Source organism: Embleya sp. L77 (genome assembly GCF_055557415.1).
Map to the genome: position 1 here is coordinate 5,282,437 of NZ_CM145709.1, position 18,617 is coordinate 5,301,053.

An 18,617-nucleotide genomic window follows, 5' to 3' on the forward strand; every position below is an offset into this window, starting at 1 on the left:
GAGCGGGGCGGGGATCGTCGTCCGTCGTTCAACCGGGACGACCGTGGTGGTGCCGGTGGCTCGCGTCCGCCGTACCGCTCCGACCGGCCCGAGCGCTCCGACCGGCCCGCTCGTGAGGAGCGGGAGTTCGGAGACCGTGACTACAAGGACGGCGCCAGCAGCCGGCCGACCTACAACGGTCAGCCCGGCGCGCGGCAGCCGTTCCACGAGCGTCGTCCGGCGCCGCGTCGGGACGACCGGGGTTCGGGTCGTCCGGCGAGTGGCGGTCGGGACGACCGTGGCGGTGCCGGGCGTCCGCCGTTCAACCGTGACGACCGTGGGGGTTCGCGTCCCGCGTTCAACCGTGACGACCGTTCCGGTGGCGGCTCGCGCGCACCGTTCCGTTCGGACCGTCCGGAGCGTTCGGACCGGCCGGCGCGCGATGACCGCGGTGGCTCGCGTCCGCCGTTCCGGTCGGATCGTCCGGAGCGCTCCGACCGGCCCGGCCGCGACGACCGTGGTGGCTCGCGTCCGTCGTACGGCGACCGTGGTGACCGTGGGGGCTCGCGTCCCGCGTTCAACCGGGACGACCGTGGTGGGCGCCCCTCGTTCGGGGACCGGGACCGGGGCAACAGCCGTCCGTCGTATGGCAACCGGGACGACCGCGGTGGGTCGCGTCCCTCGTTCGATCGTCGGGACGAGCCCGGTTACGTGCCGGTCGAGCGGATGTTCATCCCCGAGGACGTGCAGGCCGAGGAGCTCGGTGCGGAAGCGCGCCAGGAGCTGCGTGGACTGCCCAAGACCCTCGCGGACGAGGTCGCGCGCAACCTGGTGATGATCGGCCGTACGGTCGACGAGGACCCGGAGCTGGCCTACAAGTACGCCAAGGTCGCGCTGCGGCTCGCGTCGCGCGTCGCCGCGGTGCGGGAGGCGGCCGGGATCGCGGCGTACATGGCCGGTGCGTATGCGGAGGCGCTGTCCGAGCTGCGTGCGGCGCGGCGGATGACCGGTTCGAGCGAGCACTGGGCCGTGATGGCCGACTGCGAGCGCGGGCTGGGCCGTCCGGAGCGGGCGCTGCAGATGGCGGGCGCGGACGAGGTCAAGGAACTGGACAAGGCCGCGCAGATCGAGCTGCGGATCGTCGCCGCCGGTGCGCGGCGCGACCTGGACCAGCTCGACGCGGCCGTCGTCACGTTGCAGGTGCCGGAGCTGAACTCGGCGTCGACCAACCCCTGGGTGGCGCGCCTGCGGTTCGCCTATGCCGACGCGTTGGCGGCCGTGGGCCGGGACGACGAGGCGCGCGACTGGTTCGGTCGGGCCGCCGAGGCGGACACCACCGGTGAGACCGGTGCGGCCGAGCGGGTCGCCGAACTCGACGGCCTCGACTTCACCGACGCGCTCGACCCGGACGCGGAGGACGACGAGGACGAGAACCACATCGAGGACTCGGCGGCGGACGCGGTTGCGGACGCCGAGGATGCCACGGATGAGGACGAGGACTTCGACGGCGACGAGGACCGGGTCGAAGACGACGCGGACGACGCGGACGACGACGCTCCCGAGGCCGTCGACGCCGCGGACGCCGAGGCGGACAGCGCCGACAAGGCCGACAAGGCCGAGCCCGTCGTCGACGCGAAGGACTGATTCGGCGCCGCCGCGAGGTCGGTGGCGGTGAGCCGATGTGGGGAAGGGCCCGGCACGAATGTGCCGGGCCCTTCCTGCGTTACGGGGGTGGGCGGCGAACACACGTGATCGGATGTGTCCGGAAGAGGTCCAGGAGAGGTCGCACGCCGACCCGGCGTCGGCCCCGGCCCGTCACTACTCCTGTAGGTCCAGGCTCCGCAGTACCAGTCCCGTGGCCGGCTTCGGGCCGAAGGAGGTGGACTTCCGGGGCATGCGGACGTCCTGCTCGGCGAGTTCGCGGACCACCCGTTCGTCGGTGGGGCGCAGCAGGATCGCGGTGCCGCCGGTGTGGTTGGCCTGGCGGACGGCGGCGGCCGCATCGTGGACGTAGGTGATGTTGTCCCAGTTGTCGGGGACGTGCCAGACGTGGTCGAGCAGGGCCGCGTGCAGGACGGTGGCGTCGAGGCAGCGCCATGTGCGCGGGCGGTCGGCGCGGATCGCGATGTCGAGCAGGTCCGGGTCCGGGCCGGTGAGCAGGTGGAAGCGGCGGTCGCCGGCGAGCAGGAAGGCCGGGCCGACGGCTTGGTCCAGTGCCCACAGGGCGGCGGGCAGGGTGCCGTCGAGGGGACGGGCCAGGAACGCGCCGGCGCCTGCGTCGCCGTAGGTGGCGAGGGCGTCGAGGGCGTCGGCCGGACGCAGCTTGGGCAGTACGCGGTGGATCGCGCCGACCCGCAGCGGGTGGCGCACGGTGTCCACGAGCAGGACCAGGCCGCGGTCCCAGGGGCCGTCGCCGCGGCCGTCCGCGTGGGCGCGCTCGCGCATCCTGGCGTAGGCGGCCCAGCGGTGGTGGCCGTCGGCGATCAGTGCCTTGCGATGCGCGAGATCCTCGCGGATCCCGGCGAGCGCGTGGCGATCGGTGAGTCCCCACAATCGGTGACGTATGCCGTCCGGCGTGCGCAGGCCGACCAGGGGCGGCTGGTGGGTGGTCTGTTCGACTATGTCCGAGGCGCGCCCGCCGCCGGTGTACACCAGCAGGATCGGCTCGGGGTTGGCCGACAGTTCGCTCATCAGCGCCGCCCGGTCGGCGACCGGGCCGGGCATCACGTCCTCGTGCGGCAGGACGGCGGAGTCGAGCGAGAGCGCGCCGATCAGACCGCGCTGGATCGAGTTGTGATCGCGCTGTTCGTATACGTACAACGAGGGCAGCGGGTCGGGGCGCAGCGCGCCCTCGGCCAACCAGGTGCGCAAGGTGCTGCCCGCGTGCTCGGCGCTGCGCGGGAGGACCAGTCGCACGATGTTGTGCGGGTCGGCGTCCTCCAGCGCGGGCACGCCGCCGGGCTCGACCACGTCGTACGGTGGCGAGGTCACCGACGCGACGTCCCCGACGCGTTCCGGGTCGTAGCGAAGCCCGCGGAAGGGGGCCAGATCGAGCCCGTTCGGCACTGCGTCGTCCATGGCCGAATGTTACGGGCCCGAGCCCGGGCAAGATCAGGACATCCGATGTCGGCGGTTGCCGGATTTTGGTGACCGGCGCGTGGTCGAGGTGCGGGAGGGCATCATGGCGATGGCTCAGGGAGCCGACGGGGTGAACGGTGCGCCCTCGGGCGATGTGTACGACTGGTATCGACGAGGGGTGCAGCTGCTCGCGTCGGGTAATCCGGCCGCCGCCGCGCAGTTGCTGGCGCGGGCGGCGGATGCGGCGCCGGAATCGCGCAGTGTGCGTGAGGCGTTGGCGCGGGCGTGGTTCGACTCGGGCAGACACGACGAGGCACTGCGGCACTTTCGCGCGGTGGCCGAGTCGGATCCGGCGGACGACTACGCGCAGTTCGGCTGGGGACTGTCCGCCTCGCGGCTCGGCGACTTCGAGACCGCGGTGGAGCATCTGGCGCTCGCGGTGGCGATGCGGCCGGAGACCAAGCACTACCGGACCGCGCTGGTCCAGGCGCGGGCCACGTTGCGCGCGCGGGCGGGTGCGTACGGGACGATCGGCAAGGACGGCGGGGACATGGACGACAGGAGCGACGACGCGTGAGCAAGCAGACCTCGGCAGCCGGATCGGCGGACGGATCGCCGGACGGATCGGTATCGGCGGCGACGGGTGGTTCGGACGGGGCCGCGGATGCGGGGGAGTTGGCGCGGGCGTACGACGTCGCGCTGCTCGACCTGGACGGTGTCGTGTACACCGGTGCGCGGGCCGTACCGCACGCGGTGGAGGTGCTGGGCGAGGCGCGCCGGCGCGGGATGGGGCTCGCGTACGTCACGAACAACGCGTCGCGTCCGCCCAAGGCGGTGGCCGAGCATCTGGTCGAGCTGGGCATCGCGGCGCAGCCGGAGGACGTGGTGACCTCGGCGCAGGCCGCGGCACGGGTGGTGGCCGAGCGGGTGCCCGAGGGCGCGGCGGTGCTGGTGGTCGGCGGTGAGGGCCTGGAGGTCGCGTTGCGCGAGCACGGGCTGCGGCCGGTGCGCTCGGCGGACGAGGAGCCGGCCGCGGTGGTGCAGGGGTTCGCGGCCGACGTGGGGTGGCAGGCGTTGGCGGAGGCTTCGTACGCGGTGGCGCGCGGGGTGTTCTGGGTGGCCTCGAATGCCGATCTGACGATTCCGACCGAGCGCGGGATCGCGCCGGGCAACGGTGCGCTCGTCGGTGTGGTGCGGGCGGCGACGGGGGTCGAGCCGGTGGTCGCGGGCAAGCCCGAATTGCCGCTGCATCGGGAGACGATCCTGCGGACCGGCGCGCGTCGGCCGCTGGTGGTGGGCGATCGGCTGGACACCGACATCGAGGGCGCGTGCAACGGGGGTGTGGACAGCCTGTTGGTGCTCACCGGGGTGACCACGGCGCAGGCGCTGCTGGCGGCCGGGGCGGGGCAGCGGCCGACGTTCGTGGCGGAGGACCTGCGGGCGTTGCTGGCCGCGCCGGTGACGGCCCGGCACGAGGGTGACGCGTGGGTGTGCGGCGGCTGGTCGGCGCGGGTGGCCGAGGGTGCGTTGGCGGTGGAGGGCTCGGGCGAACGCATCGACGGGCTGCGGGCGGCGTGTGCGGCGGCATGGGCGGTGGATGCGCCGGTGGACACCGAGGGCGTCGCGGCGCGCCTGGGCTGGTAGCGGCGCGGGTGGCGGATGCGGGGCCGGCCGGGTCGGGTGGTTGCTCGCGGTGCCGGCGCGCCCTGGAAGCCGGTGTGCTCAGAGCAGTTTGCGCAGGACCAGCAGGTCCTTGAGCGAGGCTTCCAGCTTGACCCGGCCCTTGGCCCACGCGGCGGCGAAGTTGAGGTCGCCGGCGACGAGTGCGACCAGGTCGTCGCCGGTCATGGTGAGGCGGATCTGCGCCTTGTCGGAGCGTGGTTCGGTGTCGATGTCGTGCAGTGCGCCGTCGCGCAGTTGTCCGGAGAAGGTGACGTCGAGGTCGGTGACGCGGCAGCTGAGGCTGCGGTCGAGCTGGGCGGCCTTGCGGGTGTCGCCCTCGGCTCGGCCCATTTTGGCGGACAGTTCCTCGAGGGCCCTGCGGCACTCTTCGACGGTGGCCATGCGCGGCGTTCCTTCCGTGGGATCCGGTTGGCGACCGTACCCCACCGGCGGTTCGGCGATACCGGTGCCGGTCGCCCTCGCGTCGCCCGTCGCGGGTTCGGGCCGGGTCCGGGCCGGCGGCGGTCGCCGGTCCGGGTCGGGGGTTCGCCGTTGTTCGTGGGTGTGGCATGTCGTTGCTTCCGGTCCAGCGCCGGTGGAGAGGGTAGCGTCGGAGCAGACCGATCATCGCCGTTCGTATCGCCGCACAGGCACGCATACGGGCGGCCCGAGCAGGAAGGCGGGTGCCGTTTATGCGAGATGTCGTGCGCAGTTACCTCCAGATCGCCAGTGGCCTGACCGAGATGACCCGGCAGCGGGTCACCGAGGTGGCCAAGGCCCTGGTCGAGCGCAGCGGTCTGGACCTGGAGCAGGTGCCCGATCAGGCCCAGGCGTTGCCGCAGTACGTGCAGCAGGTCGCCGAGGAGCTGTACGAGACCGGCAAGGCGAACCGGGACCTGCTCGTGGGTGTGGTGCGCGGCGAGGTGGACAAGGCGTTGTCCCGGTCGAAGCCGTGGACCAAGGACCTGGTCAAGGCCGAGGAGGAGATCGCTCGGCTGAAGAGCCGGGTGACCGACCTGGAGCACCGGCTGGCGCGCGCGTCCACGCCGCGCACGGCTCGCCCGGCGGCGGGTCCGGGTGCGGGGTCGGCGGGCCGGCCGGCCACGCCGCCTGCCGCCTCGCGCGCCGGTGCGCCGGCGGATGCGCCGATCGCCCGGCCCGCCGTCGACGCCGGGGCGCCGGCCGCGAAGAAGGCTGCCGCGAAGCCGCCGGCTGCGAAGCCGCCCGCTGCGAAGAAGGCCGCCGCGAAGAAGACCCCCGCGTCCCGGCCCGCTGCCGCGACGACGCCGGCGGCCGGTCCGCGCAAGCCCGCGCGCAAGACGAACGGCACCGCCGCCACGAAGAAGGCGGCGCCGGCCAAGAAGGCCATCCGCAAGCCCACCGCGCCGACCGCGGACGCGGACGGGCAGTCGTGAGTTCGAGCGTGACCGAGGAGGCGGGCGAGGCGGGCGCGGGTCCGGCGCCGATCGCGGGCGGCGGTGCGCCCGACGGGCTCGGCGTGCCGTCGGCGGTCCCGGTGATCGGGCCGCTCGACGTCGAACCGCCCGCGCCCTCCGGCGACGCGCATGTGGACGCGGTACTCGCCACCCTGAGCCGTGTGGGTGACCTGCCCACCGAGGCGCACGGGTCGGTGTACGAGGATGTGCACCGAGGATTGCGGGACACCCTGGCGGAACTGGACCGGTAGGGCGAGACCGGACCGGTGGGTCCGGATCCACGACCCCGGGCGAGGGACGCACACACGCGGGGCGGGTCCTCGTCGACGACTTCGGCACAACCAAGGAACGGCAGGCACGACCGGTGGCACGACGCAGGCTCGACGCCGAGCTGGTGCGCAGGGGACTCGCTCGCTCCCGGGACCACGCGAGCGAACTGATCGCGGCCGGGCGGGTGACGGTGGCCGGCCAGACCGCGACCAAGGCCGCCACCCAGGTCGACGCGGGGGCGGCCGTGGTGGTCGCGGCCGACGAGGGTGATCCGGACTACGTCTCGCGCGGCGGGCACAAGCTCGCCGGCGCGCTCGCCGCGTTCACCCCGCTCGGCCTCACCGTCGAGGGGCGGCGCTGCATCGACGCGGGCGCCTCCACCGGCGGCTTCACCGACGTCCTGTTGCGCGCGGGTGCGGCGCACGTGGTCGCGGTGGACGTGGGTTACGGGCAGCTGGCCTGGGTGCTGCGCAGCGACGACCGGGTGACGGTGCGGGACCGGACCAACGTGCGTGAGCTGACGCCGGATCAGGTGGGGCCGGCGGCCGATCTCGTGGTGGGTGACCTGTCCTTCATCTCGCTCGGGCTGGTGCTGCCCGCGCTGGTGCGCTGTTCGGCGCCGGACGCGGATCTGGTGATGATGGTCAAGCCGCAGTTCGAGGTCGGGCGCGAGCGGCTCGGCGCGGGTGGGGTGGTGCGCGATCCGGCGCTGCGGGCCGAGGCGGTGCGCACGGTGGCGGAGCAGGCCGCCAAGACGGGCCTGGGTGTGCTCGGGGTGACCGCGTCGCCGTTGCCGGGTCCGTCGGGCAACGTCGAGTATTTCCTGTGGATGCGGGCCGGTGCGCCGGAGCTGGACCCCGCGGACGTCGATCGGGCGGTCGCCGAGGGGCCTCGGTGAGCGGCGTGCACGATAGCGTCACGGCGTACGGGTACGGCTGCGGTCGATCTGATGCGGACGAGGGGATACGGGCATGAGCGATCGCACGGTACTGGTGGTGACGCACACCGGCCGACCTGCGGCACTGCGTAGCGCACGGCTGGTGGTGGAACGGCTGATCGGGGCCGGCCTGGGCGTGCGGGTGCTCGAACACGAGGCGGACGACCTGGCCCTGCCGGGCGCGGTCGTGGTGTCCGTGGAGCCGGACGCGGCCAAGGGTTGCGAGTTGGCGATCGTGCTCGGCGGCGACGGCACGCTGCTGCGCGGCGCGGAGTTGGTGCGCGATGCGGCGGTGCCGATGCTCGGGGTCAATCTGGGCCGGGTCGGCTTCCTGGCCGAGGCCGAGCGCGAGGACCTCAACGATGTGGTGGAGCGGGTCGTGACGCGCGACTACGACGTCGAGGAGCGGATGACGCTCGACGTGGTGGTCCGGGTCAACGGCGAGATCGTGCACACCAACTGGGCGCTGAACGAGGCCGCGATCGAGAAGGCCTCGCGCGAGCGCATGCTCGAACTGGTCGCCGAGGTGGACGGCCGGCCGCTGTCCCGCTGGGGCTGCGACGGGGTGGTGTGCGCGACGCCGACCGGCTCGACCGCGTACGCGTTCTCCGGTGGCGGGCCGATCGTGTGGCCCGAGGTGGAGGCGCTGATCATGGTGCCGATCAGCGCGCATGCGCTGTTCGCGCGGCCGGTGGTGGTCTCACCGAACTCGGTGCTCGCGCTCGAACTGGCTCCGGAGACACCGCCGGGTGCGCTGTGGTGCGATGGTCGGCGGACCGTACAGCTGCCTGCGGGCGCGCGGGTGGAGGTGCGGCGCGGGACCCAGCCGGTGCGGTTGGCGCGGTTGCACCGGGCGCCGTTCACGGATCGACTGGTGGCCAAGTTCGCGTTGCCGGTCAAGGGATGGCGTGGGCGCAAGTAGGCCGCCGCATCGGCTCCGGATCGGCGCCGCGGTCGTCCGATGGTGTGCTGAACACACGATGGACACACGCCGTTGAACTGCGTTCTTCGCGCGGAGTCCCCGCGACCTCGTAGTGTCGTCCCGTGCTCGAAGAGATGCGGATACAGGGTCTGGGTGTCATCGAAGACGCCGTAGTCGAGCTCGCGCCGGGCTTCACCGTGGTCACGGGCGAGACCGGCGCCGGCAAGACGATGGTGGTGACCGGGCTGGGCTTGCTGTTCGGTGGGCGAGCCGATGCCGGGCTGGTGCGCAACGGGACGGGGAAGGCCCTGGTGGAGGGGCGGCTCAGCGTGCCGGCGGACTCGCCCGCGGGGCGTCGGGCCGCCGAGGCGGGCGCCGAGGTGGACGACGGCGAACTGCTGCTGGCGCGAACCGTCTCGGCCGAGGGTCGCTCACGCGCGCACGTGGGCGGCCGGGCGGCGCCGATCGGGCTGCTGACCGACCTGGCCGACGACCTGATCGCGGTGCACGGCCAGACCGACCAGCAGCGGCTGCTGCGCCCGGCCCGGCAGCGCGGCGCGCTGGACCGGTATGCCGGGGAGGCGGTGTCGGTGCCGTTGAAGGCGTACGGCGGGGTCTACCGACGGCTGCGCGAGGTGAGCGCGGAACTGACCGAGATCACCACCCGGGCGCGCGAACGTGCGCAGGAGGCCGATCTGTTGCGATTCGGCCTGACCGAGATCGAGCAGGTGGTGCCGCAACCGGGCGAGGATGCCGAACTCGCCGCGGAAACCCTGCGACTGGGCCACGCCGACGCGCTGCGCACCGCGGCGACCACGGCGCACGAGGCGCTGCTGGGCGACCCGGAGACCGGTACGGACGCGGTGGACGCCTCGACGCTGCTGGGCGCCGCACACCGCGCGGTGGAGGCGGTACGCGCACACGACCCGGCGCTCGCGGCGTTGGCCGATCGGCTCGGCGAGGTCGGGTATCTGGTGTCCGACGTGGCGGGCGAGCTGGCGTCCTATGCGGCCGGCGTGGACGCGGACCCGGTCCGGCTCGCGGCGGCGGAGGAGCGGCGGGCGGCGCTGTCCGCGTTGACCCGCAAGTACGGCGAGTCGATCGACGAGGTGCTGGCCTGGGCCGAGCGCTCGGCCGCGCGGTTGGCCGAGCTGGACGGCGACGACGACCGCACCGAGGAGCTGACCGCCGAACGGGACGCGCTGCGGGGCGAGTTGGCGACGCTGGCGAGCGAGGTGTCGGCGGCCCGGCACGCCGCGGCGGAGCGCTTCGCGGCGGCGGTCACCGGCGAGCTGACCGCGCTGGCGATGCCGTACGCGCGTGTGGGCGTGGCGATCTCCGGCGTGGACGACCCGGACGGCCTGCCGGTGGGCGATCGTGTCCTGGCCTACGGCCCGATGGGTGTGGACGAGGTCGAACTGCAACTGTCCCCGCACCCGGGCGCACCGCCACGCCCCCTGGCCAAGGGCGCCTCCGGCGGTGAACTCTCCCGCGTGATGCTCGCGGTCGAGGTGGTCTTCGCCGGCGCCGACCCGGTCCCCACCTTCGTCTTCGACGAGGTCGACCAGGGCGTCGGCGGCAAGGCCGCGGTCGAGGTCGGCCGCCGGCTGGCCCGCCTGGCCCGGGTCGCCCAGGTGATCGTGGTGACCCACCTCCCCCAGGTCGCCGCCTTCGCCGACCGTCACCTGGTGGTCGAAAAGTCCAGCGACGGCACGGTCACCCGCTCCGGCGTGGTCACCCTCGACGACGCCGCCCGCGTCCGCGAACTCTCCCGCATGTTGGCCGGCCTGGAGGACTCCGAACTGGGCCGAGCCCACGCGGAGGAACTCCTGGCCACGGCCGCGGGGGCCAAACGCGAAGACTGAGATGCTCGTGGCCACATGGCCCTGATGGGCTCTGTCGACCCGGGCGTGGTGGCTGCGGCGGCGGGTGGGTCGCGCGGGCGATGGTTGGGCCTGCCTGGTGTGCGCTCGGCCATGACGGGTCGCGGAGGACGGGCGGGCTCGTTGCGGCAGCGGGTCGGTTGCGCGGGTGGTCGTCGGGCCCACCCGTTGCGTGGCTGTGAGGGATCGCGGGCCTTCGAGCGGGTTCGTCGCGCTCGCGTCTCGATTGGCCGAGTCGTGCACCCACCCGTTCCACCCGTTGCGTTCGGCGCGGAGCCTGCGGCTTCACAGGCACCGAGGCGACCTGCCCCGGCCCCGCGCCCCCCGGCGTGGCTGCCCGCCGTCAGGTGGGTTGGCCGCGGTGAGCGACCGTGCCTCCCCGAGGCCGCCGGCCTGCGGTTTTGACGCGCCGGCGCCCCCGAGGCGGGCCCCGCGAGCCGGCACCGAAGGCGCCAACGGGGTCGGGCTACGCTTCGGCGCGGCCCCCGAGGCGGCCCCGCGATCCGGCGCCGAAGTCGCCCAAGGGTGTCGGGCTACGGCTCGGCGCGGCCCCCTGAGGCGGGCCTCGCGATCCGGCGCCAAAGGTGCCCAACGGTGTCGGGCTGCGGTTCGGCGCGTCAGCGCCCCCGACCCAGCCCGCCCCCAGTGATCGACGCGCGAAGCGCGGAGAGCGGCGGAGCCGCAAAGTGTGGACGGTGTGGCCCGGAGCGAAGCGGAGGGACACACCGTCCCGAGCGAGGGGCCACTTTTTTCTCGGAGGAGCGAAGCGGGGGAGAGAAAAAAGTGGTGCCTCGCGAGCCGGCGCCGAAGGCGCCCAACAAGCAGCAACGCCGCTCCCGCGCCTCCGGCACCCCCGCCTCGCCACACCCGCGACTCCGGTGGGTCGGGCCCGCTGCGCCCGCGACGCCGGTGGGTCGGTCCTGTCACACGCCCGCGCCCCGGCCGCCCGGCCTGCCACGCCCGCGACTCCGGTGGGTCGGCCCCGCTGCGCCCGCGACGCCGGTGGGTCGGTCCTGTCACACGCCCGCGCCCCGGCCGCCCGGCCTGCCACGCCCGCGACTCCGGTGGGTCGGGCCCGCTGCGCCCGCGACGCCGGTGGGTCGGTCCTGTCACGCCCGCGTCCCCGGCCGCCCGACCTGCTGTGCCCGCGTCCCCGGTGGGTCGGGCCTGCTGCGCCCGCGACTTCGGTCGGCTGGGCCTGCTGCGCCCGCGACCCCAGTGGGCTGGGCCCGCCACGCCCGCGTCCCCGGCCAGCCGGGCCTTGCTGTGCCCGCGTCCCCGGCCGCCCGGGCCCGCTGTGCCCGCGACTCCGGCTGCCCGGGCTCGCCGCCCCCGCGACTCCGGTTGGTCGGGCCTGCCACGCCCGCGATTCCGGTCGGCTGGGCCTGCCACGCCCGCGACCCCGATTGGTCGGGCTCTTCGTGCCGCGACTCCGGCTGGCTTGCTGCCCCCGCGCCCCCGGTCGGCTGGGCCTGCTGCGCCCGCCCCCCGCTTGTCGGGCCTGCTGCGCCCGCGCCCCCGGCCGCCCAGGCCCGCTGCGCCCGCGACCACCCCGGCCGCCCCGCCCCGCAGCCCCCGCGACCCCGGCCGCCCCGCCCGCAGCCCCCGCGCCCCCGCCCGATGATGAGTCCCCCCGCCCAACGCCCCCGCCGCCGCCCCACTTGCCAAATCGCGCCATGTCGTTGTGTTTGCTTGTCGGCCGGGGCTCGGGTTGTTCTACTGGGTCGCGCGTGACGGGTGTCGCACCCGGTGTACTTCTGCTCCTCCGCACGGTTCGGGTCCAGCCCAGAAACCAACCCAGGAGACAGGTATGTCCAAACGCGCCAGGTCAGCCAAGTTCGCTGCGCTCGCCACCGCCGGCGCACTCGCCGCCCTGACCGCATTCGTCGGCAGCGCCTCCGCCGGCGGGCCGTCGACGTCCCCGTACAACTGCGTGGACACCAGGGGTGGAGCGTTCACCGCGAAGGTGACGTACTCCACCGGTGGCGGTGTGCTGAAGGTGAGCATCGCCCGGACGATCCCGATCGGCTTCCCCGCCAACTCGATCAACACCACCGTGCTCTTCAACGGGCCCAGTGGCGGCGTCGTCTACGACGGCGCGATCAACCCGCCCTACCCGGCGTCCTCGCCGGTGCTCAACCTCGGCGCGATCCCGAAGGTCAGCGGCACCATCTCGCCCGGCCAACCGCTGAACGCGGTGCTCACCGGCACTCCGCCGTCGCCGAGCAACTGGAGCCTGCGGGTGCTGTTCCCGACCGGGTCGTGGCCCAGCTGGTACTGCGTCACCCGCACCCCGCTCACCCCGCCCCTGACCTACAACTGATCGGTCCCCAGACCGGGGCGGCGGCCCCGAGTCCGCCGCCGCCCCGCTTCCCCGCATCCCCCGGCCGGGCACCTCCGACGGGGCGCCGATCAGCCCCGCCGACAGGCCCGGCAGGCGGCGTCGTCCCGTTCGCACGGCCCGCGCCGCGCCGCCCTACCCGTGCCCGCCCGCCCGCGCCCGCCGGCTCAGCAGGTCGCGTCCGGGGTGTCCGTCAGGCTGTCGTAGATGCGAGGTGCGCCGTCCACGCGATCCACCACTTCCCGGACTCGGTGGGCGTGGGCGCCTATCGGATCGACCTGCACCCCTCGACCGGCGGCGACAACTACATCGACGTGGCCAGCGTGCCGTTCGAGATCCCGCTCGGTGCGCTCCTGCCGATCCGGATGCGCAACCTGCTGCCGGCGGCCAAGAACATCGGTACGACGCACATCTCCAACGGCTGCTACCGGCTGCATCCGGTGGAATGGAACATCGGCGAGGTGGTCGGCCACCTCGCGGCCTACTGCCTGGAGCGGGGCGTCGAGCCGCATGCGGTCCGGGAAGACGCGGCGTTGTTCGACGAGTTCGCGGCGGAGTTGGAGGCGATCGGGGTGGAGCGCCACTGGCCGGCGCCGGCGGGGTATTGATGGTTCGGCCGCTGCGCGGGCCGGGCCCGCCCCCGAGGTCTACCCCCGGGGCGGACCGGTCCGGCAGGACGCCCGGGCAGTGCCCGGCTGCCCGGGTTCGGTGTGCCGGACGCGGCGGATGTCGGATGTCGGGGCGACCTTCTCGGGGAGGAAGGGTCAGCCGAGGTAGCCGAGTGCGCCGGCGGCGCCCAGGCCGCCGGCGGCCATGAAGAGCGGCATCAGGACCTTGACCTCGACCTTGGCGCCGGCACGGAAGCGCATGGACTTGGGTGGGCCCAGGGGGTACCAGCGCTTGCGGCCGATGGGTATGGGCCACAGGATCGGGCAGCCGGAGACGGTGAGCGCGTCGCCGATGCAGTGGGTGAGCGCGCCGAGTGCGATCGGGAGGCCGACCCACCAGTACTCCTGACCCGGCTCGGTGAAGAACCAATTCGAGCCGTTCCCGGGCCGGTTCAGGATCTCGACCAGCATCCAGGTGCTCGTACCGCCGAGCAGCCAGACCAGGATGTCGCTGTGCAAGCGGGCCTGGCGCCACAGCAGGCCCTCGATGGCGAGCACCATGTGGACGAACAGCACGCCCAGTACGCCCCAACGGCCGCCGTAGGCGCAGATCGCGGACGCGCCGACGCCGACGAGCAGGGCCCAGACCCAGGTGTGGGTGAGCGTGCGGTGGCCGCCGCTGCGGCGGGGGTCGCCCTTCTTGCGGGTGGCCCGGTAGGTGGCGGTGGCCAGGGCGTCGACCAGGCCGCAGAGGATCAGGGATATCGGCCCGAACGAGCGGGAGACGGTGGCGGCCTTGTGATCCAGGTCCGGGCCGAGCGCGGCGCCCGCGCAGATCAGCCCGCCGACCACCAGGACGGGCCAGGGCATCGGTCGGCCATAGGCATCCGCGGCGGCGCCGGCGGCCATCCACGCGCATGCTCCGGACAGGGAATGGGCCGGCCCCATCATGTGGTCGTGCTCCTCTGGTGAACCCGGGCGAACCCCGAGCCCGCACAGTGGCCGCAGTTTAGCGCCGATGATCACGGCAGCCGTGAACACCCTTGGGGCGAACGGCGCATCACCTCGCACCACGTACGGGCCCGAGCGCATGCCGCGGACGATGCGCCGCTCCGGCCCGACTTCGCGGACCCCGGCTCGGCGCACGTTGCCGGTCGCGGCACTATCGACGCCGGTCGGCGCGCAGTCGGAAGACCGTGGAGTCGGCGTCGTCCTCGGCGGCGTTTCCTTCCGCATCCGTGACGGACACCGTGGTCAGCCCGGCGGATGCGGCGAGTGCCTCGAATCCGGAGCGGGTGTACCAGTGCAGCAGCCAGGGGCGTTCCACGACGGTGCTCGCGTCTTGGGCGTGGCGTTCGTAGCGCAGCAGGGACGTCTGGGTTCGGAGGGTCTCGTTGCGTTCTTCGGAGACCAGGCAGAACCGCAACTCCGCGCCGTCATCGGCGGTGGCGGTACGCACTTCGCCGATCCGATCGGCGGGACCGGGGGAGGGGACGTGCAGTGGGATCACCGCGCAACCGCCGTCGGCCAGGTGGCGGCGAATGCCGTCGAGCGCGGCGATGGCGGTGCTGTCGTCCGGGAGGAGATTGAAGGTCGGCCCGGCCAGGAAGATCGTCCGGAAACGGCGGGGCAGGTCGAGCGCCTCCATGCGCTGATGATGGAGGGTGACGGTGATACCCGCTTCGTCGGCCCGACGCCGGCAGCGCGCCAACATGTCGGCGGAGGAGTCGACACCTTCGACGTCCAGGCCGCGCCGTCGAAGGGCGAGCAGCGGATCGCCGTCTCCGCAGCCCAACTCCAGGGCCGGAGAGCCGGTTTCGCAGACCAAGGCGGCGTAGGTGTCGGGGTCCGGGGAGAAGGACTTCAAAGGCGCGTAGGACTCCGCGACGATTCCGGTGTAGAAGCCGGCCGGTTCCGTGACCATTCGTCCGTCCTTCCGCTGATTCTCGACGACCGCGCCGCGCTGTCGCGCCGGTCCCGCCGGGCCGCGTTTCGTTGCGGCGGATGGGGGAGGGCGGTGATCCGGTCCGTGTTCCCGGCGCAGGGTAGTGCGCGGCGAGTCGAACCCGCCGGCGAATTGACGCCGGAGGCGCGGTGCCCGGACGTACTGCGGGCATGACGGCAACGCTTCGGAGGAATCCGGCGCCGACGCCGCCGCGGCAAGCGCTGCGCCGATCCGCTTGATATGGCCGAGTTCGCGTCGCGTCACCACATCGGTGTTCGTGGGTTCGCGGACCGTGTCGGCGGCGACCCCGCACGTGCCCTACGTCACTTCCCCGACGACGGCGCTGCCCTCGGTGGCGGCCGCGACGTAGAAGCGGGCGATTTCCAGGAAGCGGGTCCAGCCTTCGTCGGCGAGACCTGCGGCGACGTGTGCGACCTCCTCCGGAGTCAGGACGAAGGCCGCCTTGTGGCCCGGGCCGGATGCCTCGGCAGTGGTGCATGCGTTGCCGGTCGCCCGGGCCAAGGCCGGATACGCGTTCATCCACTCGGCCGTGCCCTCCTCGACTTCGGCCCGGCCCTCGGCGATGCCACACAGGAGGAGGTAGTCCTCGCCGTGTACGTCGTCCCGGCTACGGGAATTGCGCAACTCGCCGACCGGGTCGGGACGTTCCCGTGCTTCATCCAGCAGGGCGGGCTCGATCTTCACCAGCGTCAACCACATGGACAAGGCTCCAACGCCTTTCGATTGCGGGTTCGTTCCTCGCCGCCGTTCGGGTGTGCGGAAGGTACCGGCCGGCACCGACAGGGCCCCGCCTGCACCGGGCTGCGAAAACGGTCCCCGCCAGTGCCCGTCTCGGCTGTACCGGCGCCGCCCGGCACCCGGCTCGTGGCCCGGTCCGGGGTTGACCTCAAGAGCGCTTGAAGTTGCAGGGTGGTGCGGGTCCTGCCGTCGAGGTCGAGGAGTTTTCGTGACCACTTCCCCGTACCACCCGCTGCCCCGGGTCCGTCGATCCGATGTGGGCACGATCCTGGTCAGCCCCTGGATCGTGCATACGCCGGAGCGTCAGCGCGCCGCAGTGGACGCGACCATCGCCGAGTGGGAGGGCGTTCCGTGGCCCACCGGGTTTCTCACCCTCAACTGTTTCGTGAGCACCGACGGTGAGCGCGTGCTGAACTACGCCCAGTGGACCGGTGACGACGACCATCGGGCCTTCGTCCGGACCACACGCCCGAAGCTGGTTCGCGGCATCGACGAGGTGGTACCCGGCATCGAGCGTCCGGGCGTGATCCGCTATCGCCTGGCCGGCAGCACAATCCATCCCGAACTCCCGGCATCGGCCGCCTTGATCGTGATCGACGACATCGAGGCGGACGACGCACAGGCCACCCGCGACTGGGCCGAACTCGTGCTCGGGACAGCGGTGCGCGAGCAGGTCCCGGGCCGCATCGCCACTCACGTGCACGTCAACCTGGACGGCACCCGGGGAATGGTCTACACCGAGTGGACCGACGAACAGGCATACGCGGCGTTCCGGACGGCCGCCGCCGAGCCGGTCGAGGTGCTGTCCCCGGGTGTGCGGCCCCTCGGCACTCGTTCGTACCAGCTGCGCAAGAGCCTACGCCGCCCGTCCCGGCCCGACGCGTGACTATCCCCAGCCGTCGGCCCGCCCCCGACCCGTCGCCGCGAACCCGCTCTCGTACGCCGCGATCACCGCCTGGGTGCGGTCGCGGACGCCGAGCTTGGCGAGTACCCGGGCCACATGGGTCTTCACCGTTTCCAGGCCCAGCGCGGTGCGTTCGGCGATCTCGGTGTTCGCCAGGCCGGCGGTGATCAGGCGCAGGATCTCCTGCTCGCGCGGGGTGAGTCGGGCGATTCGGGTGCGCAGTTCCGTGTTGTGGGTGCGTTCCGGGCAGTGGGCGAGAGCCAAGTCCCGGATCGCGGCGGGGAAGAGCAGCGAGTCGCCGCGGGCCACGGTACGGATCGCGTGGACGTGTTTCTCCAGGGGTATGCGGGCGGCCAGCTGCCGGCGGCCGTCGCGGGGGCCGGCGGTGAAGGTGCCGCGCAGTACGGTGACGTGCTCGGCGGCGCCGCGCAGGCCGCGTCCGCCGCCCGGTCGGGTGGCCCGGGCCGCGCCGGTGGGATTGCTCAGGTCGATCGCCAATCGGCCGTCGTCGGCCGCGATGCAAAGCCGGATCGGGACCTCGCCGGCATGCCGCAATACGTTCGCGAAGCCCTCCTGGACGATGCGGTACGTCTCGCGCGAGACCGGTCGCGGCAGGCCGTCGGGCCCGCCTGCCGGGCCGAGTTCGAGGTCGAGGTCGACCTCGGCGCCGGCCGCGCGGGTGCGGGCGATCAGGTCGGTCAGGTCGGCCAGGGACGGTACCGGTGCGCTGCCGGGTCGGATTCCTCGCGCAACAGGCCCAGTACGTGGTCGAGTTCGGCGACCGCATCGCGGGCGGTGTCCTCGATCGCCGCCAACGCCCGGGCGGCGAAGGCCGGATCACGGTCGAGGAGCCGACCCGCGGCAGCCGCCTGGATGCCCACCGCACTGAGCGCGTGGCCGACCGAGTCGTGCAGGTCACGGGCGATCCGGGCGCGTTCGGCGAGGCGTTCGGCGCGTTGCTCGGCGAGCGCGAGGCGGTCGGCGGGGGTCGGGCCGAGCGGGGTCGGGGCGATCCGGGCCAACCAGGAGCCCGCGGCGGCGGATACGGGCAGCGGAAGCAGCAGCAGCGCCAGGCCGACCGGCATCCAGGCGATCGGGAGCGCGTGTGCCGGTTCGGCCCACGGAAACACCTCGGCGAGCGCCGGGGCCGACGGCAGTACCAGCAACACCACACCCCCGGGCGGCGCGGCGAGCGAGACACCGGCGACCACACCGCCCAGCAGCGCATGCAACGTGAACCACGCGGAGGCCCGCCGCCGCGCCGCCGCACCGATCGCCGGGGCGCCGAGCACCTCGCCGTCCGGCGCGCACAACACCCGCGCGGCGCCACCCTCCAGCGTGCGGACGAACGGAACCAGGCCGGCCACGGCCACGAACGGCAGCGCCAACGCCAGCGCGAGGAACTGCGAGGTGAGCGGCTCCGCCGGCGTGCCCCGAAGCAGCCCGGTGGCCGTGAGCACGGTGAGCGCGGCGAGATGAAAGGGCGTCAACAACGCACCCCCCAACACCAGGTGCACCCACCGCAACCGTGCCCGCCGCCCGAGCAGCCGCCCCCCGAGCCCCCCGATCACCCGGTCCACACACCGACCGCACACCCGCCCGAACACGACCCGCGATCCCGCTCGGGTCGGTCGGCGGCGTGCTCGGCCGGCGGCGACATCAGGTCGCGCGGCGGGGTGCTGGTGTGTCGGGCGTATTCGGACAGGAGGGTCGCCCCCACCCCCACCCCCACCCCCACCGCATCCCGCTTCACCGCACCCTTGTCGTCATGTAACAGCCGCGCTCCGATTTCGCCGGCGTCTCGCGTCGTGACGCAGGCCACGTCGGCCGGGTCGCCCTCGCGGTCTCGACCGCCCCTCAGCCCTGGGCTGCTGCGAATTCGGCGCCCTCCCG

17 protein-coding genes and 1 pseudogene are annotated in these 18,617 nt (G+C 73.5%); 11 read left to right on the forward strand and 7 right to left on the reverse strand.

Annotation, left to right across the window (positions count from 1 at the left end):
* Positions 1-705 precede the first annotated feature (705 nt).
* Positions 706-1,623 carry a tetratricopeptide repeat protein gene (locus ACZOOI_RS22685; RefSeq protein ID WP_465277530.1) on the forward strand — a complete coding sequence of 306 codons (918 nt, stop codon included), beginning with the start codon at positions 706-708 and terminating at the stop codon, positions 1,621-1,623.
* Between the two features lie 174 nt (positions 1,624-1,797).
* On the opposite strand, the gene ACZOOI_RS22690 is transcribed toward ACZOOI_RS22685, so the two are convergent.
* Positions 1,798-3,057, reverse strand: coding sequence for a DUF1015 family protein (locus ACZOOI_RS22690; protein WP_465277531.1), 1,260 nt, complete (start codon positions 3,055-3,057; stop codon positions 1,798-1,800).
* A gap of 103 nt (positions 3,058-3,160) precedes the next feature.
* Here ACZOOI_RS22690 and ACZOOI_RS22695 point away from each other — a divergent pair, with 103 nt between their 5' ends.
* Positions 3,161-3,634, forward strand: a complete 474-nt coding sequence (locus ACZOOI_RS22695) for a tetratricopeptide repeat protein (protein WP_391586880.1) — start codon at positions 3,161-3,163, stop codon at positions 3,632-3,634.
* Between the two features lie 98 nt (positions 3,635-3,732).
* Positions 3,733-4,701, forward strand: a complete 969-nt coding sequence (locus tag ACZOOI_RS22700; RefSeq protein WP_465281261.1) for an HAD-IIA family hydrolase — start codon at positions 3,733-3,735, stop codon at positions 4,699-4,701.
* A 78-nt stretch (positions 4,702-4,779) separates the two neighbouring features.
* Here ACZOOI_RS22700 and ACZOOI_RS22705 read toward each other — a convergent pair whose 3' ends face one another.
* Positions 4,780-5,121 (reverse strand): alkyl sulfatase C-terminal domain-containing protein, encoded by a 342-nt coding sequence (locus tag ACZOOI_RS22705; RefSeq protein ID WP_465277532.1) that lies wholly within the window; start codon positions 5,119-5,121, stop codon positions 4,780-4,782.
* A gap of 290 nt (positions 5,122-5,411) precedes the next feature.
* Here ACZOOI_RS22705 and ACZOOI_RS22710 point away from each other — a divergent pair, with 290 nt between their 5' ends.
* The 7 genes and pseudogenes from ACZOOI_RS22710 to ACZOOI_RS22740 all read left to right on the forward strand — a co-directional run.
* Positions 5,412-6,134, forward strand: a complete 723-nt coding sequence (locus ACZOOI_RS22710; protein WP_465277533.1) for a hypothetical protein — start codon at positions 5,412-5,414, stop codon at positions 6,132-6,134.
* Positions 6,131-6,406, forward strand: a complete 276-nt coding sequence (locus tag ACZOOI_RS22715) for a hypothetical protein (protein WP_465277534.1) — start codon at positions 6,131-6,133, stop codon at positions 6,404-6,406. Before ACZOOI_RS22710 ends, ACZOOI_RS22715 begins: the two co-directional genes overlap by 4 nt.
* Before the next feature lie 113 nt (positions 6,407-6,519).
* Positions 6,520-7,323 carry a TlyA family RNA methyltransferase gene (locus ACZOOI_RS22720; protein ID WP_465277535.1) on the forward strand — a complete coding sequence of 268 codons (804 nt, stop codon included), beginning with the start codon at positions 6,520-6,522 and terminating at the stop codon, positions 7,321-7,323.
* A gap of 73 nt (positions 7,324-7,396) precedes the next feature.
* Positions 7,397-8,284, forward strand: coding sequence for an NAD kinase (locus ACZOOI_RS22725; RefSeq protein ID WP_465277536.1), 888 nt, complete (start codon positions 7,397-7,399; stop codon positions 8,282-8,284).
* A gap of 134 nt (positions 8,285-8,418) precedes the next feature.
* Positions 8,419-10,149, forward strand: coding sequence for a DNA repair protein RecN (gene recN, locus ACZOOI_RS22730; RefSeq protein ID WP_465281262.1), 1,731 nt, complete (start codon positions 8,419-8,421; stop codon positions 10,147-10,149).
* A gap of 1,828 nt (positions 10,150-11,977) precedes the next feature.
* Positions 11,978-12,490 (forward strand): hypothetical protein, encoded by a 513-nt coding sequence (locus ACZOOI_RS22735; RefSeq protein WP_465277537.1) that lies wholly within the window; start codon positions 11,978-11,980, stop codon positions 12,488-12,490.
* A 263-nt stretch (positions 12,491-12,753) separates the two neighbouring features.
* Positions 12,754-13,116: pseudogene (locus ACZOOI_RS22740) on the forward strand (FAD-dependent oxidoreductase); the annotation flags it as partial.
* 156 nt (positions 13,117-13,272) lie between these two features.
* Here the strand turns inward: ACZOOI_RS22740 and ACZOOI_RS22745 are convergent.
* The 3 genes from ACZOOI_RS22745 to ACZOOI_RS22755 all read right to left on the reverse strand — a co-directional run bounded on the left by ACZOOI_RS22745 (position 13,273) and on the right by ACZOOI_RS22755 (position 15,787).
* Complete coding sequence (locus tag ACZOOI_RS22745) at positions 13,273-14,067, reverse strand: metal-dependent hydrolase (RefSeq protein ID WP_465277538.1); 795 nt, start codon at positions 14,065-14,067, stop codon at positions 13,273-13,275.
* A gap of 211 nt (positions 14,068-14,278) precedes the next feature.
* Positions 14,279-15,040 (reverse strand): class I SAM-dependent methyltransferase, encoded by a 762-nt coding sequence (locus tag ACZOOI_RS22750; RefSeq protein ID WP_465277539.1) that lies wholly within the window; start codon positions 15,038-15,040, stop codon positions 14,279-14,281.
* A 339-nt stretch (positions 15,041-15,379) separates the two neighbouring features.
* Positions 15,380-15,787, reverse strand: coding sequence for a hypothetical protein (locus ACZOOI_RS22755; RefSeq protein ID WP_465277540.1), 408 nt, complete (start codon positions 15,785-15,787; stop codon positions 15,380-15,382).
* 241 nt (positions 15,788-16,028) lie between these two features.
* On the opposite strand from ACZOOI_RS22755, the gene ACZOOI_RS22760 reads away from it, so the two are divergent.
* Positions 16,029-16,706 carry an antibiotic biosynthesis monooxygenase gene (locus ACZOOI_RS22760; protein ID WP_465277541.1) on the forward strand — a complete coding sequence of 226 codons (678 nt, stop codon included), beginning with the start codon at positions 16,029-16,031 and terminating at the stop codon, positions 16,704-16,706.
* On the opposite strand, the gene ACZOOI_RS22765 is transcribed toward ACZOOI_RS22760, so the two are convergent.
* Together ACZOOI_RS22765 and ACZOOI_RS22770 are read right to left on the reverse strand one after the other, a co-directional pair.
* A complete protein-coding gene (locus ACZOOI_RS22765; RefSeq protein ID WP_465277542.1) occupies positions 16,707-17,222 on the reverse strand; it encodes a helix-turn-helix transcriptional regulator in 516 nt (171 codons plus the stop codon).
* Between the two features lie 200 nt (positions 17,223-17,422).
* Positions 17,423-18,241, reverse strand: coding sequence for a sensor histidine kinase (locus tag ACZOOI_RS22770; RefSeq protein ID WP_465277543.1), 819 nt, complete (start codon positions 18,239-18,241; stop codon positions 17,423-17,425).
* Between the last annotated feature and the right edge of the window lie 376 nt (positions 18,242-18,617).

What these genes read in the sequence shown, in the direction of transcription:
- ACZOOI_RS22685 (WP_465277530.1), top strand. Translation starts at nt 706, where the DNA reads ATGTTCATCCCCGAGGACGTGCAGGCCGAGGAGCTCGGTGCGGAAGCG.
- ACZOOI_RS22690 (WP_465277531.1), bottom strand. Translation starts at nt 3,057, where the DNA reads ATGGACGACGCAGTGCCGAACGGGCTCGATCTGGCCCCCTTCCGCGGG.
- ACZOOI_RS22695 (WP_391586880.1), top strand. Translation starts at nt 3,161, where the DNA reads ATGGCGATGGCTCAGGGAGCCGACGGGGTGAACGGTGCGCCCTCGGGC.
- ACZOOI_RS22705 (WP_465277532.1), bottom strand. Translation starts at nt 5,121, where the DNA reads ATGGCCACCGTCGAAGAGTGCCGCAGGGCCCTCGAGGAACTGTCCGCC.
- ACZOOI_RS22710 (WP_465277533.1), top strand. Translation starts at nt 5,412, where the DNA reads ATGCGAGATGTCGTGCGCAGTTACCTCCAGATCGCCAGTGGCCTGACC.
- ACZOOI_RS22725 (WP_465277536.1), top strand. Translation starts at nt 7,397, where the DNA reads ATGAGCGATCGCACGGTACTGGTGGTGACGCACACCGGCCGACCTGCG.
- recN (WP_465281262.1), top strand. Translation starts at nt 8,419, where the DNA reads ATGCGGATACAGGGTCTGGGTGTCATCGAAGACGCCGTAGTCGAGCTC.
- ACZOOI_RS22735 (WP_465277537.1), top strand. Translation starts at nt 11,978, where the DNA reads ATGTCCAAACGCGCCAGGTCAGCCAAGTTCGCTGCGCTCGCCACCGCC.
- ACZOOI_RS22745 (WP_465277538.1), bottom strand. Translation starts at nt 14,067, where the DNA reads ATGATGGGGCCGGCCCATTCCCTGTCCGGAGCATGCGCGTGGATGGCC.
- ACZOOI_RS22750 (WP_465277539.1), bottom strand. Translation starts at nt 15,040, where the DNA reads ATGGTCACGGAACCGGCCGGCTTCTACACCGGAATCGTCGCGGAGTCC.